Raw genomic sequence first — 13366 nt, forward strand, 5'->3', positions numbered from 1 at the left:
GCTGCCGGCGAATTGGCGTTGCAAGCTCTGTCTCATCGCAATAGCCAAGTAACTTGATCATCAAGTGATGACGCCGGCTGCGTCGGCGACGTCACGCCTGCAAGGGATCCCTGCAATGTCCATGCTGCCCAATTCGCAAGAGGCCCGGGATGTGGCCTACCAGCTCCATCCCTACACCAATGCGCGCACCCATCAGCAGGCCGGTCCGCTCGTGATCGAGCGCGGCGAGGGGCCTTACGTGTTCGATGCGTCGGGCAAGCGCTATTTCGAGGCGATGGCGGGCCTGTGGAGCGTCGGGCTCGGCTTCAACGAGAAGCGTCTCGTCGAGGCCGCGCACAGGCAGATGCAGGCGCTGCCGTTCTATCACACGTTCTCGGCGAAATCGCACGGGCCCTCGATCGACCTCGCCGAAAAGCTGGTTGCGCTCGCGCCGGTGCCGATGAGCAAGGTGTTCTTCACCAATTCCGGCTCGGAAGCGAATGACACGGTCCTGAAGCTGATCGCCTACCGTTCCAATGCGCTCGGCCAGCCCCAGCGCAAAAAGGTGATCAGCCGCCTGCGCGCCTATCACGGCGTCACCATTGCCTCGGCCAGTCTCACGGGCCTGCCGAACAATCACCGCTCGTTCGACCTGCCGCTGCCGAACATTCTGCACACGGGATCGCCTCACTTCTACAAGGACGGCGCGCCCGGCGAGAGCGAAGAGGCGTTCGCCACGCGCCGGGCCGAGGAGCTCGACGCGCTGATCCAGAAGGAGGGGCCGGATACGATCGCGGCCTTCTTCGGCGAGCCCGTGATGGGGGCGGGCGGCGTCATCGTGCCGCCGGTGACGTATTGGGACAAGATCCAGAAGGTCCTGAAGAAGTACGACATCCTGCTCGTCGCCGACGAGGTGATCTGCGGGTTCGGCCGCACCGGCAAGATGTTTGGCTGCGAGACCTACGGCATCAAGCCCGATGCGATCGTTGTCTCCAAGCAGATCACCTCGAGCTATTTCCCGCTGTCGGCAATCATCCTGAACGACCGCATGTTCGAGCCGATCGCGGACGAGAGCAACAAGATCGGCGTGCTCGGTCACGGCTTCACCGCGGGTGGCCATCCGGTCGGCTCGGCCATTGCGCTGGAGAATTTGAAGATCATCGAGGAGCGTGGCCTGGTCGCGCATGCCGCCGAGCTCGGCGGCTACATGCAGGCCAAGCTGCGCGAGCTCACCAGCCACCCGCTGGTCGGCGAGGTCCGCGGCGTCGGCATGATCGCAGCGCTCGAGCTCGTGCTCGACAAGGGGCGCAAGACGGCAGCCGCAACGCCCGGCGCCGTGGGTGGTATCGCCAGCCGTATGCTGCAGGAGCGCGGCGTGATCTCCCGCAACATGTTGGACGCCATTGCCATCTGCCCACCGCTGATCGCCACCAAGGCCCAGATCGACGAGCTGGTCACCGCGATCTCGGGCGTGCTGGAGGATATGAAGGCGGACGTGGCGAAGCTGACGCCGGCGTAAAGGCTGGCGTTTCACAGCGAGCAGAACGGCTCGTCACACTCTCGGTGTCGTCCTGGCGAAAGCCGGGACGACCGCGGAGGGGGCGAGGCAGCTACGCCCGCTGAACCCCGACCACGCGGCCCTTCTCGATCGCGAGCGCCAGCTCGCCGCGCTTGAGCTTGAGGGCGGCATCGCCGAACAGCTCGCGGCGCCAGCCGCGCAGCGCCGGAACATCGGCGTCGTCACTGGCGGCGATCTCCTCGAGATCGTCGACGGTGGCGATCACCTTGCTGGCGACTGCATGGCGCTCGGCGGTCATGCGCAGCAGCACCTTCAACAGCTCGACGATCGCCGCGCCGTTGTTGTTGTTGCGTGGCTTCTCCAGCTTCGGCAGCGTCGAGAAGTCCTTCGCAAGACCGCGCTCGACCGCGGCGACGATGTCCGCGCCCCATTTCGACTTCTCGAATCCCTTCGGCACCGAGCGCAGGTGGGCGAGCTTCTCCAGCGTGTTCGGCGCATGGGTTGCGATGTCGCTGACGGCTTCATCCCGCAGCACCCGGCCGCGCGGCACGTCGCGGCTCTGCGCCTCCTGCTCGCGCCAGGCCGCGACCTCCATTAGCACCGCGAGGTCCTTCGGCTTGCGCACCCGCGTCTTCAGCCGCTCCCAGGCGCGCTCGGGGTGGAAGTCGTAGGTCCTGGGGGAGGTCAGGACCTCCATCTCGATGGAGACCCATTCGCTGCGGCGGCGCTTCTTGAGGTCGGCGTCGAGCGCCGCGAACACGTCGCGCAAATGGGTCACGTCGGACACCGCGTAGTGCATCTGCTCCTTGGTCAGCGGCCGGCGCGACCAGTCGGTGAAGCGGTGGGTCTTGTCCGGGCGGTGGCCAGTGACCTTCTCGACCAGCTGGTCGTAGGCGATGCTGTCGCCATAGCCCAGCACCATGGCCGCGACCTGGGTGTCGAACACCGGATGCGGGATGATGCCCGCCTGGTGCCAGATAATCTCAATGTCCTGGCGGGCGGCGTGAAAGACCTTCAGCACGCCCTCGTTGCCCATCAGTTCGAAGAACGGCTTGAGGTCGATGCCTTCGGCCAAGGTGTCGATGACGACGGCTTCCTCGGGGCTGGCCATCTGCACCACGCACAGCAGCGGGTAATAGGTGGTTTCGCGCAGGAACTCGGTGTCGACGGTGATAACGGGGTGCTTGGCCAGCCGGCTGCAGGCAGCCGCGAGGTCAGCGGTGGTGGTAATCAAATCCATGAACGGCCCATGACGAGACCATCAGCCGTTCTGCCGAAAGCGCAGTGATGTCAAGGGGCTCGATGCGAATTCGAGCCTTGCATTTGGGCCGGAATCGCATTTTTCCGACAAAAATCCTATTCGTAGCGGACCCGCTGCGAGGATTTCCGGGCGCAGGGCAGCGCCACCACCAGTACGCACATGGCGACCAGAGCCAGTCCCAGGAACTCGAAAACCAACAGATCCACGGCGAAATCTCCAGAAACATTGCTAAACTTGTCCGGAGCGAATTGAGGGTCTGTTAATTCTCGTGGTTACCGGCCGCGGGCCGGCCCGAATGGTGGACGAGAGGTTAATGGCGCCCGGGCCTCCCATCACCTCATCAGCTTCGGCAAGGCCTCGGCGAGGGCGTCCACGGCGGCGCGGACCTTTGGCGGCAACCGGGGTGAACGAGGCCACAATGCGTGGCAGTCGTACAGGAATTCGGGTTGCTCCGCGAACAGACCGACCAGTGCGCCGGTCTTGAGGCGCTCGCGGACCAGCCAATAGGGTAGCCAGGCGAGGCCCATGCCTTGCGCGGCGGCGTCGGCGATCGCCTCCAGATCGTCGAGCCTCAGCCTGCCTGATGGCGTGATCTCGCGCGGAGGCTGGCCTTCCAGCGGAAACAGCCAGGGCCGAATGCGTCCGGAGCGGCGATAGATGATCGCCCGGTGCGCGGCGAGATCGTCAATCGATTTCGGCTTGCCATTGGCGCGCAGATACGAGCGCGCGCCGCACACCACCATGCGCTGGCTTGCGATGCGCCGCGTCGTCAGACCGGACTGGTCGTCGAGATCGCCGGTCCGGATCGCAAGGTCGTAGCCGGCCTCGACAATGTTCGCGATCGGGTCGCCGAACGAAAGATCAAGCTCGAGATGCGGGTGTTTTCGCGCGAGCTTCATCAGCAAGGGTGCGATGCAGTGCCGTCCGAGCAGCGCAGGCGCGGTCACGCGCAACCTGCCGCGTGGCTCGGAAAGCTCGTCGGCCACGACGGCGTCCGCGGCATCTGCTTCGGCCAGGACCGCACGGCAGCGCTCGTAATAGGCCTGGCCAGCTTCAGTCAGGCTCTGGCGGCGCGTGGTGCGGTTGAGGAGGCGGACGCCGAGGCGCTCTTCGAGAAAGCGTACGTGCTTGCCTACCATCGGCCCCGACATCTCGAAGGCGTCGGCCGCGGCCGCGAACGAACCGAGATCGACGGCCCGGACAAACACGGCCATGCTGGTCAGGCGATCCATGTTTGAAAACTCCTGGTTTCGACTGTTCGTTCGTTTACGCGGTTTATCCGGTGCAGCGGGATCGTCATAGCTTCATTCAGTTCAATTATTTTGGAATGTATCCATGACGCGCGCCGTTCGCTTTCATCAACATGGCGGTCCCGAAGTGTTGCGCATCGAGACGGTCGATGTCGCGCCACCTGCGAGGGGCGAGGTGCAGATCCGGATCAGGGCGCTCGGCCTCAACCGCGCGGAAGCCTTGTTGCGGCGGGGGACCTATATCGAGACCGCGAAATTTCCATCCGGCCTTGGTCTGGAGGCGGCCGGCATCGTCGAGGCCGTCGGGGACGACCAGACCGGGTTCATGCCGGGCGACAATGTGAGCATCGTGCCGCCGCTGTCGATGGTGCGCTGGCCGGCCCATGCCGAGCTCGCGAACTTTCCTGCCGGGATCGTCGTGAGGCATCCGCCCGCGCTTGGCTTCGAGGCGGCGGCTGCGGTGTGGATGCAGTATCTGACGGCCTACGGCGCGCTGGTCGATGTCTCAGGGCTCTCGCGTGGGGAGGTCGTCGCCATCACGGCGGCATCGAGCAGCGTTGGGCTCGCCGCCATTCAGATCGCGAACCGCATCGGCGCTATTCCAATCGCCCTGACGCGCACCTCGGCCAAGCGTCGCGCCTTGCTCGAGGCCGGCGCTGCCCACGTCGTCCCCTCGGGCGAAGCGGACATCGGAGCGCGGCTGGCGGAGATCGCCGGTGCGAACGGCGTCCGTGTGGTATTCGACGCGGTCGGCGGTCCCGCATTCGAGCCGCTGACCGCGGCGATGTCGCCGGGTGGTATCTTGATCGAGTATGGTGGCCTGAGCGCTGAGCCGACGCCGTTTCCTCTTCCCAACGTGCTGAGCAAGAGCCTGACGCTGCGCGGCTACCTCGTGCATGAGATCATCCGCGATCCTGTCCGCCTTGCGAGGGCAAAGGCGTTCATTCTCGACGGCGTGTCAGACGGCGCGTTGAAGCCGATCATTGCCAGGACCTTCCGGTTCGAGGAGATCGTCGAGGCCCATCGCTTCCTGGAGTCGAATACACAGTTCGGCAAGATCGTCGTGACGATCTAGCTCGCACCCTCCAAAGACGATTTCGGCGCCCCGCATGCGGAGCGCCGAAACTAGTTTGCGCGATGAGATATCGGTCTTATGGCAGCTTCAGCGAAGTTTCCGCATTGTAAGGCTTGAGCGTCTCGTCGGCGGCCTTCTGGGCGGCGGCGAGGGCTTCCTTCGGCTGCTTCTTGCCGTTGAGCACCAGCATCACCTCGTCCTCAAGGTTCTTGCGTACCGGCACGGTCTTGTAGGTCGCAAACCAGGGCTTTGCGACGTCGAGTTGCTCGACGGCGGTCTTGGCGTCCGGATTCTTGTTCAGGAACTCGAGCATCTCGGGCGTCTTGTAGGCAGCCTTGTTGGGTGCGAAATAGCCGGTGGCGCGGCTCCACCAGCCGCTCTTCTCGGGCGAGGTCATCCATTTGATCAGCGTCCAGGCGGCTTTCTGCTTGTCGGCCTCCAGGCCTGCCGGAACGATCAGCGACGCGCCGCCGATCGGCACGGCATTGCGGACGTTGCGCGGGATGAAGGCGACCTTGTAGTTGAACTTGGCGTTGTCGCGCACATAGGTCAGCGAGCCCGTCGAGAGCATCATCATCGCGGCGTTGCCGGAGATGAAGGAGGTGCTGACTGCAGGTCCGGGCGTCGCGCCGGGCGCATGCACCTTGTGCTTGAAGATGAGGTCATTCCACCAGGTGAGCGCACCGAGCATCGAGGGCGTATCGTAATACACTTCGCCGCCGAACTCCTCGTTGTAGTAGCGCCCGCCATTGCTCATGGTGAGCGTTTCCATCATCCAGCCGCAATAGTCGTAGGCGCAGGGGATCGCGATGCCCCATTGAGTCACCTTGTCGCCCTCGCGCTTGGTGAGCTTCTTGGCCCAGTCGGTGAGCTCGGCCCAGGTCTGCGGCGGCTTGCTCGGATCAAGGCCGACTTCCTTGGCCTTGTCGGCGTTGATGTAGAGCAGCGGCGTCGAATTGTGGAACGGCACGCCATAAACCGAGCGGTCGATCACCGCGTTGCCCTGCAGCGCCGGGAAGAACTGGCCGAGGAACTGCTCCTTGGTAGTACCGTCGGCCTTGATCAGGCTATCGAGATTGGTGAGCTCGTTCTCGATCTGCATGTCGAGCAGGAAATTCGCCGACATGATCACGGCGGCCGGCGGCTTGCCGGCCTTGATCGCGGCGCGTGTCTTGATCAGCGTGTCGTCATACGAGCCGGTGTAGACCGCGGTCGCCTTGACGCCGGGATGGGTCTCGTTGAACTCCTTGATCAGCGTGCCCATGTCGCGGGCGAGCTTGCCGTCGACGGGAACGGGGAAGAACAAATCGATTTCGGTCGTGCCTTCGCCGGCGATGGCCGGAAAAGCGAGGGCGCCTGCCAGTGTGCCTGCCATGGCGAGGCCCAGCATGAGCCTGCGGGAGAACAGCATCGGAAAATCTCCTATTTGATGCCTGAGGTGACGAATGAGCTGATGAAGCGTTTCTGAAAGATCAGGAAGGTGACGAGCAACGGCGCGATCACCATGAGCGTGCCCGCGGCGATGGTGCCCCAGGCCTGCGTGCCTTCGGCCGTGGCGGTGAAGACGGAGAGGCCAACCGTGAGCGGTCGCTTGTCCGGCGAATTGATCACCATTAGTGGCCACAGGAAGTCGTTCCAGTGGCTGGTCACGGAGATGATGGCGAAAGCAGAAAAGCTCGGCATCGAGAGCGGCACGTAGATGTGGCGGATGCACTGGAACAGGCCGGCTCCGTCGATCAGCGCGGCGTCTTCGAGCTCGGTCGGAATGGCCTCGAAGGCCTGCCGCATGAGGAAGGTGCCGAAGGCCGACGCGAAGAATGGCATCATGACCCCGGTGAGGGTGTCGTAGAGGCCGAGCTGCGCCACGAGGCTCAGGTTGGGCACGATCAGCAGCACCGGCACCAGCATCAGCTGCATCAGGAACAGGTAGAAGATCAGCGTCTTGCCGGCGAAGCTCAGGCGCGCAAAGGCAAATCCCGCCAACGTGATGGTGACGAACTGCACCAGGAGGATGCCGGTGCAGATGATCGTGGTGTTGAGGGTGTAACGCGGGAAGTCGCCGATCTCCCAGGCATCCCGGATGTTGTCCAGCGTCGGCTTCACGCTCGGCATCAGCTCGGCCATGAGGTTGATGCCGTCGGAGGCGGGACGCAGCGTCGCCACACCCATCCAAAGGAACGGGATCAGCCAGATCAGCGCGAGCAGGATCGTCAGCACGAAGCCGAGCTTTGGTGTGATCTCGCGGCGCGTGGCGAGCGGGGCGTCCCTAAGCAGCCAGTCGATCACCTTCATGGCCCGCCCTCGCGGTTCGCCATGGTGCGGAACGACAGCGCGGTGAGGCCCATTAGCGCGGCGAGCGTCAGCAGCGTTGCCGCCGAGGCCTTGCCGATGTCGTAATGCTCGACCGCCTGCTGGTAGATGTAGAACAGCACGAGATTGGTCGAATTCGAGGGGCCGCCCTTGGTCATGACGAAGACGTGGTCAACCTGCGTCACCGCGTTGAGCGTGGCGATCACGATGACGAACAGGAAAGTCGGCTTCAGCTCCGGCAGGATGATGTAGCGCAGGCGCTGGAACGGGCCGGCGCCGTCGAGGTGAGCGGCCTCCATGACGTCCTTGGGCACTGCCTGCAGGCCGGCGAGGAAGAACAGCATGTAATAGCCGGCGTTCTTCCAGATGGTGATCATCATGATCGCTGACAGCGCGATGTCGGGGTCGCCGAGCCAGTTCGGCAGCACCGGAAGCAGCCCGCCGATGTAATAGTCGAGCAGGCCGACATTCGGCAGGAAGATGAACAGGAACAGCGCCGAGGCCGCGACCATCGGGATCAGCACCGGCAGGAACAGCGCGGCGCGCAGTGCACTGGTCACGGCGTTGGTGCGTGACAGCGCCAACGCGAACAGCAGCGCCAGGCCGATGCTCGGGATCGCCGTGCCGACGGCATAGATGAGATTGTTGACGACGGCGCCAGTGAAGGCGGGATCGGCCAGCACTGCGCTGACATTGTCGAGGCCGACGAAGCGGACGGGCGCTTTCGGCGTCGTGCGCTGGTAGAGCGCATCGACCAGCACGCGGCCCATCGCGCCATAGGTGAACAGCGCGAGGAAGACCAGCGAAGGCAGCAGCAGCAGATATGCCGGCAGCGATGCCTTGAATCCGGCGGAGAAGCGCTTCAGGAAATGCAGCCGCGGTGCCGCCGACGTCGCGACCGGGAGAGCCGCGGGTTCGGCGAGGCTCATCTCACCGTGCCGGGGAGGTTGAGGGCATAGTCGCGGCCGTCCACGCCCGCCGGCGGGTCGAATGGGAAGCGCAGACTGGTGTCGAGGAAGTCGTGGCTGTGCACGACCAGGTTCTGGTCGTCGATCAGCACCACGCCGTAGGCCGGCGGCTCGTGGCTGGCCAGATGCGGCGCGTCGGCATTGAGCGCGAACCAGACCTGATGGTTGGTACCGCGCAGCGTCGAGAAGGGGATCTTGCCGTAGCTGCCGAAGATCGGCCGGTGCACATGGCCGAAGAAGAGATGGCGGATGCGGGCGCGATAGGGCGCGATCACCTCGGCGAATTCCGCGCTCTGCTTCAGCGCGATCTCGTCCATCGCGAGCACGCCGATCGGGAAGGGCGGGTGATGCATGAAGACGACGAAGGGCATGTCGGCCGGTGCGGCCGCGAGCGTGCTCGCCAGCCAGCCGAGGCGTTTTGAGCACATCTCGCCGGCGTGGCTGGTCTCGTCGAGCGTGTCGAGAAAGATGAACAGGCCGTGCTCGGTGGTGCGCGTGCCCTGCACGAAGCCGTTTGAATCGCGCGGGGCGGACCGCAGGCCGTCGAGACAGGCGACACGCTTGTCGTGATTGCCAACCATGGCGATGTAAGGCATCTTCAGCCCAGCCATGGCGTCGCCGAAATTGGCGTAGGATTCCGGTTCGCCCCAATGGGTGAGGTCACCCGTCACCACCGCGAAGGCGGCATCCGACTGATGCTGGTTGATGTCGGCAATCGCCGCGTCCAGCCGGGCGCGCGGGTCGAGGCCATAAAGCTTCAGCCCGGGATTCGCGAGATGCGTGTCGGTGATGTGGATGAATTTGAAGGGCATGGCGCGCTGGTCAGGACTGTCTAGAGGATGGGCGCCTCCGGCAAGACAGCCCTGACAGGCGGTTAGAGGGCGTGTGTTTCAGTTTGATGACAGCGGTTCCCGGCGTCCCGAATTCCACAGGAAGCGAGGGGGCGCGAGCCGCACACAAAATTCGAAAACAACCCCATGCACAGTAGCCAGTGGTTGTCGAAACAATGGCTTACGCGTCTTTCGATAAAAGTTGACACGTCGGGCAAAACAGCGGCATATTGCGAATATCGGAAAATCCGTAGATCGGGCCGCGGCGACCCGGCGATGGGCGGCTCGATGCAAGTGTGTAGGATGGGTAGAGCGAAGCGAAACCCATCGCTACCACGCACGGAATGAGGATGGGTTTCGCTTCGCTCTACCCATCCTACGAAGAGATCGATCGCAGGCGCTCAATCTCAGCTATCAGCCTTGGAATATCTTGGCGTGCGTGAGCGATGAAGTCCTGATCCGCATCCGTCGCACCGGTGAGATAGATATCCTCGCCTTCGGTCTGGATGAAATCAGATCCGCTGAATTTCTCGCGTGCCTCGATGAACGACCTCCAAGGACCTGGGGTGGCTTGATCGCACCGCGACTTGATTGCTTCGATATCTTCTTCGGTCAGAGGAGGCAGCAAGGTCATCTTGTAATCCAGAAGAGCTCACGTCCCGCAAAACGTCTGCAACACCCGCTGGTCCGGCAGCGGCGGATCGGCGTAGGCCACATACTCCGGCTGGTCCTCGAACGGCCTTGCCAGCACCTTCACCAACTCCTCGAACGGCGCGTAGTTGTCGTTGTTCACCGCAGCCTGGATCACGGCCTCGACGCGGTGGTTGCGCGGGATGAAGATCGGGTTGACGGCGTGCATGACGGCTTGCCGCTCGGCTGCGCTCTGCGGCTCCAGCGCGATGCGCGCGCGCCAGCGGCCGGCCCATTCGTCGTAGGCGGCGGGCTCCATGAACTGCGCGCGCACATCAGTGCCGTCATCGGCCGCGGCGTCGCCGAGCTTGCGGAAGGTGAGGGTGAAGTCGGCCTGGTTCTTCGCCATGGCATCGAGGAGGTCCTGGATCAGCGCCTCGTCACCGTCGCGCTCCGTGAATAGGCCGACCTTCTTGCGCAGGCCGGCCTGATAGGCGTCGCTGAAGATCTCGCCGAAGGCGCCGAGAATGTCCTGGGCCTCGGCGACCGCCTTCTCCTGGTCGTCCGAGAACAGCGGCAGCAGGCATTCGGCGAGGCGCGTCAGATTCCACAGCGCGATGCGCGGCTGGTTGGCGTAGGCGTAGCGGCCCATCTCGTCGATCGAGGAGAACACCTGCGAAGGATTGTAGGCGTCCATGAAGGCGCAGGGGCCGTAGTCGATGGTCTCGCCCGAGATCGACGAGTTGTCAGTGTTCATCACGCCGTGGATGAAGCCGACCAAGAGCCAACGCGCGACGAGATCGGCCTGGCGCGCGACGACGGCCGCGAGCAGGTCGTGATAGGGCCGTGCCGCATGCAGCAGGTGCGGATAGTGACGGGCGATGACGTGATCGGCGAGCCGGCGGATCGCCCCGGTGTCGCGGCGGACGGCGAAGAACTGGAAGGTACCGACGCGGATATGGCTGGAGGCAACGCGGGTCAGCACCGCGCCGGGCAGGGCGGTCTCGCGGATGACGTGCTCGCCGGTGACGACGGCGGCGAGCGAGCGCGTGGTCGGGATGCCCAGCGCAAACATCGCCTCGCTGACGATGTATTCGCGCAGGACCGGCCCGAGCGCCGCGCGGCCATCGCCGCGGCGGGAGAACGGGGTGGGGCCCGAGCCCTTGAGCTGGATGTCGCGGCGGACGCCGTCCCGGTCGATGACCTCGCCGAGCAGGATGGCGCGGCCGTCACCGAGCTGGGGCACGAACTGCCCGAACTGGTGGCCGGCATAGGCCATGGCGATGGGATCGGCCCCGGCGGGGACGGTCTTGCCGGCCAGGATTTCGGCCCCCTCAGGGGTCTCCAGGAGGTCCGGATCGAGCCCGAGCTGGACCGCCAGCGGGCGGTTCAGCTTGATCAGCCGGGGGGCGGCGACAGGGGTCGGCGCGACGCGGGCAAAGAAGCTGTCCGGCAGGGCCGAATACGAGTTCTGGAAGGGGAAATGGACGGTCATGGAGGTAAAGATAGGCGGGGAACACCTGATGGCAAAGCCTTGAGGCCAGATCGGCCAAAAATGGGCGCTTCTAGCCCAAATCAGGCCGTTCCCTTGGTTGCCGCCCCCCGCCTCGTCGGGTAAACCCTGCCGCAACTTCGGACCGGTCGTTTCAGGCCGTCCGATTCGCTTCCTCCGACATTGATTTTGGGACGACCATGCATCGCTACCGGTCACATACATGCGGCGCGCTCCGCGAGAGCAACATCGGCGAGACCATCCGCCTCTCGGGCTGGGTCCATCGCGTTCGCGACCATGGCGGCGTGCTGTTCATCGATTTGCGCGACCATTACGGCCTGACCCAGTGCGTGGTCGACCCGGACTCGCCGGCGTTCTCGCTGGCCGAAAAGCTGCGCTCGGAATTCGTGGTCAAGATGGACGGCAAGGTCCGCCGCCGCCCCGATGGCACCGACAATGACGAGCTGCCGACCGGCAAGATCGAGATCTATGTCAGCGAGATCGAGGTGCTGGGTCCGGCCGGCGACCTGCCGCTGCCTGTCTTCGGCGACCAGGAATACCCCGAAGACATCCGCCTGAAGTACCGCTTCCTCGATCTGCGCCGCGAGAAGCTGCACCAGAACATCATGACCCGCGTCGAGATCATCAAGTCGATGCGCCGGCGCATGGAGGGGCAGGGCTTCTTCGAGTTCAACACGCCGATCCTGACCGCGTCCTCGCCGGAGGGCGCGCGCGACTTCCTGGTGCCCTCGCGCATCCATCCCGGCAAGTTCTACGCGCTGCCGCAGGCGCCGCAGCAGTACAAGCAGCTGCTGATGATGTCGGGCTTCGACCGCTACTTCCAGATCGCGCCCTGCTTCCGCGACGAGGACCCGCGCGCCGACCGTCTGCCGGGCGAGTTCTACCAGCTCGACGTCGAGATGAGCTTTGTCACGCAGGAAGACGTCTTTGCGGCGATGGAGCCCGTGATCACCGGCGTGTTCGAGGAGTTCGCCAAGGGCAAGCCGGTGAGCAAGAACTGGCGCCGCATTCCGTTCGCCGAGGCGCTGCGCAAGTACGGCAGCGATAAGCCGGACCTGCGCAACCCCATCGAGATGCAGGACGTCTCCGAGCACTTCCGCGGAAGCGGCTTCAAGGTGTTCGCGCGCATGCTCGAAGACCCCAAGAACCAGGTCTGGGCGATCCCGGCCACGGGCGGCGGCAGCCGCGCGTTCTGCGACCGCATGAACTCGTGGGCACAGGGCGAAGGCCAGCCCGGCCTCGGCTACATCATGTGGCGCGAGGGCGGCGAGGGCGCTGGTCCCCTCGCGAACAACATCGGGCCTGAGCGCACCGCGGCGATCCGCGCGCAGATCGGCACCAAGGAAGGCGATGCCGCCTTCTTCGTCGCCGGCGATCCCGACAAGTTCTGGAAGTTCTCAGGCCTTGCCCGCAACAAGGTCGGCGAGGAGTTGAACCTCACCGACAAGGAGCGGTTCGAGCTCGCCTGGATCGTCGACTTCCCGATGTACGAGTACAACGAGGACGACAAGAAGGTCGACTTCTCGCACAACCCGTTCTCGATGCCGCAGGGCGGTCTTGACGCGCTGAAGGGCCAGGATCCGCTGACCATCAAGGCGTTCCAGTACGACATCACCTGCAACGGCTACGAGATCGCCTCGGGCGGCATCCGAAACCATGTGCCGGAAGCCATGGTGAAGGCGTTCGAGATCGCCGGCTACGGCGAGCAGGAAGTGGTCGACCGCTTCGGCGGCATGTACCGCGCGTTCCAGTATGGCGCGCCGCCGCATGGCGGCATGGCCGCGGGTGTCGACCGCATCGTGATGCTGCTCTGCGGCACCACGAACCTGCGCGAGATCTCGCTGTTCCCGATGAACCAGCAGGCGATGGACCTCCTGATGGGCGCGCCGTCGGAAGCGACGACAAAGCAGCTCCGCGAGCTGCATGTGCGGGTGAACCTGCCGCAGAAATGACGGGAGCCGATCTCGTGCCCCGGACGCAGCGCGGCGCGTAGCGGTGCGCTGCAGAGCCGGGGCCGATGTCTCGGCGAGC

General features: G+C 64.5%; 11 protein-coding genes. 3 read left to right on the forward strand and 8 right to left on the reverse strand.

Features of this window, described 5'->3' with window-relative positions; genetic code table 11:
• Positions 1-115: 115 nt before the first annotated feature.
• Positions 116-1498: an aspartate aminotransferase family protein gene (locus HAP40_RS17415; RefSeq protein ID WP_166816654.1), complete on the forward strand. Its 1383-nt coding sequence runs from the start codon at positions 116-118 to the stop codon at positions 1496-1498.
• A 91-nt stretch (positions 1499-1589) separates the two neighbouring features.
• Here HAP40_RS17415 and rnd read toward each other — a convergent pair whose 3' ends face one another.
• Together rnd and HAP40_RS17425 are read right to left on the reverse strand one after the other, a co-directional pair.
• A complete protein-coding gene (rnd, locus tag HAP40_RS17420; protein ID WP_166816653.1) occupies positions 1590-2738 on the reverse strand; it encodes a ribonuclease D in 1149 nt (382 codons plus the stop codon).
• A 353-nt stretch (positions 2739-3091) separates the two neighbouring features.
• Positions 3092-3991: a LysR family transcriptional regulator gene (locus tag HAP40_RS17425; protein WP_166816652.1), complete on the reverse strand. Its 900-nt coding sequence runs from the start codon at positions 3989-3991 to the stop codon at positions 3092-3094.
• 103 nt (positions 3992-4094) lie between these two features.
• Between HAP40_RS17425 and HAP40_RS17430 the strand changes: the two genes are divergently transcribed.
• On the forward strand, positions 4095-5084 hold the full coding sequence (locus tag HAP40_RS17430; protein WP_166816651.1) for a zinc-dependent alcohol dehydrogenase family protein: 990 nt from the start codon (positions 4095-4097) through the stop codon (positions 5082-5084).
• Positions 5085-5160: 76 nt separating this feature from the next.
• Here HAP40_RS17430 and HAP40_RS17435 read toward each other — a convergent pair whose 3' ends face one another.
• From HAP40_RS17435 to HAP40_RS17460, 6 genes are all read right to left on the reverse strand, one after another.
• Positions 5161-6495 carry an ABC transporter substrate-binding protein gene (locus HAP40_RS17435; RefSeq protein ID WP_166816650.1) on the reverse strand — a complete coding sequence of 445 codons (1335 nt, stop codon included), beginning with the start codon at positions 6493-6495 and terminating at the stop codon, positions 5161-5163.
• Between the two features lie 11 nt (positions 6496-6506).
• Complete coding sequence (locus HAP40_RS17440; RefSeq protein WP_166816649.1) at positions 6507-7376, reverse strand: carbohydrate ABC transporter permease; 870 nt, start codon at positions 7374-7376, stop codon at positions 6507-6509.
• Complete coding sequence (locus tag HAP40_RS17445) at positions 7373-8323, reverse strand: carbohydrate ABC transporter permease (RefSeq protein ID WP_166816648.1); 951 nt, start codon at positions 8321-8323, stop codon at positions 7373-7375. The genes HAP40_RS17440 and HAP40_RS17445 overlap by 4 nt, the downstream gene beginning before the upstream one ends.
• The gene (locus tag HAP40_RS17450) at positions 8320-9174 is read right to left on the reverse strand and encodes a phosphodiesterase (protein ID WP_166816647.1); all 855 of its coding nucleotides are present in this window, start codon (positions 9172-9174) and stop codon (positions 8320-8322) included. Before HAP40_RS17450 ends, HAP40_RS17445 begins: the two co-directional genes overlap by 4 nt.
• Before the next feature lie 394 nt (positions 9175-9568).
• Positions 9569-9826 carry a hypothetical protein gene (locus tag HAP40_RS17455; protein ID WP_208024765.1) on the reverse strand — a complete coding sequence of 86 codons (258 nt, stop codon included), beginning with the start codon at positions 9824-9826 and terminating at the stop codon, positions 9569-9571.
• Between the two features lie 18 nt (positions 9827-9844).
• Positions 9845-11317 carry a protein adenylyltransferase SelO gene (locus HAP40_RS17460; RefSeq protein ID WP_166816646.1) on the reverse strand — a complete coding sequence of 491 codons (1473 nt, stop codon included), beginning with the start codon at positions 11315-11317 and terminating at the stop codon, positions 9845-9847.
• 197 nt (positions 11318-11514) lie between these two features.
• Here HAP40_RS17460 and aspS point away from each other — a divergent pair, with 197 nt between their 5' ends.
• Positions 11515-13287 carry an aspartate--tRNA ligase gene (gene aspS / locus HAP40_RS17465; RefSeq protein ID WP_166816645.1) on the forward strand — a complete coding sequence of 591 codons (1773 nt, stop codon included), beginning with the start codon at positions 11515-11517 and terminating at the stop codon, positions 13285-13287.
• The last annotated feature ends 79 nt before the right edge of the window (positions 13288-13366 follow it).

Source organism: Bradyrhizobium sp. 1(2017) (genome assembly GCF_011602485.2).
Classification (GTDB): Bacteria; Pseudomonadota; Alphaproteobacteria; order Rhizobiales; family Xanthobacteraceae; genus Bradyrhizobium.

Excerpts from the sequence above, each read along its gene's own strand:
- HAP40_RS17415 (WP_166816654.1), top strand. The coding sequence starts at position 116 with ATGTCCATGCTGCCCAATTCGCAAGAGGCCCGGGATGTGGCCTACCAG.
- rnd (WP_166816653.1), bottom strand. The coding sequence starts at position 2,738 with ATGGATTTGATTACCACCACCGCTGACCTCGCGGCTGCCTGCAGCCGG.
- HAP40_RS17425 (WP_166816652.1), bottom strand. The coding sequence starts at position 3,991 with ATGGATCGCCTGACCAGCATGGCCGTGTTTGTCCGGGCCGTCGATCTC.
- HAP40_RS17430 (WP_166816651.1), top strand. The coding sequence starts at position 4,095 with ATGACGCGCGCCGTTCGCTTTCATCAACATGGCGGTCCCGAAGTGTTG.
- HAP40_RS17435 (WP_166816650.1), bottom strand. The coding sequence starts at position 6,495 with ATGCTGTTCTCCCGCAGGCTCATGCTGGGCCTCGCCATGGCAGGCACA.
- HAP40_RS17440 (WP_166816649.1), bottom strand. The coding sequence starts at position 7,376 with ATGAAGGTGATCGACTGGCTGCTTAGGGACGCCCCGCTCGCCACGCGC.
- HAP40_RS17445 (WP_166816648.1), bottom strand. The coding sequence starts at position 8,323 with ATGAGCCTCGCCGAACCCGCGGCTCTCCCGGTCGCGACGTCGGCGGCA.
- HAP40_RS17450 (WP_166816647.1), bottom strand. The coding sequence starts at position 9,174 with ATGCCCTTCAAATTCATCCACATCACCGACACGCATCTCGCGAATCCC.
- HAP40_RS17455 (WP_208024765.1), bottom strand. The coding sequence starts at position 9,826 with ATGACCTTGCTGCCTCCTCTGACCGAAGAAGATATCGAAGCAATCAAG.
- HAP40_RS17460 (WP_166816646.1), bottom strand. The coding sequence starts at position 11,317 with ATGACCGTCCATTTCCCCTTCCAGAACTCGTATTCGGCCCTGCCGGAC.
- aspS (WP_166816645.1), top strand. The coding sequence starts at position 11,515 with ATGCATCGCTACCGGTCACATACATGCGGCGCGCTCCGCGAGAGCAAC.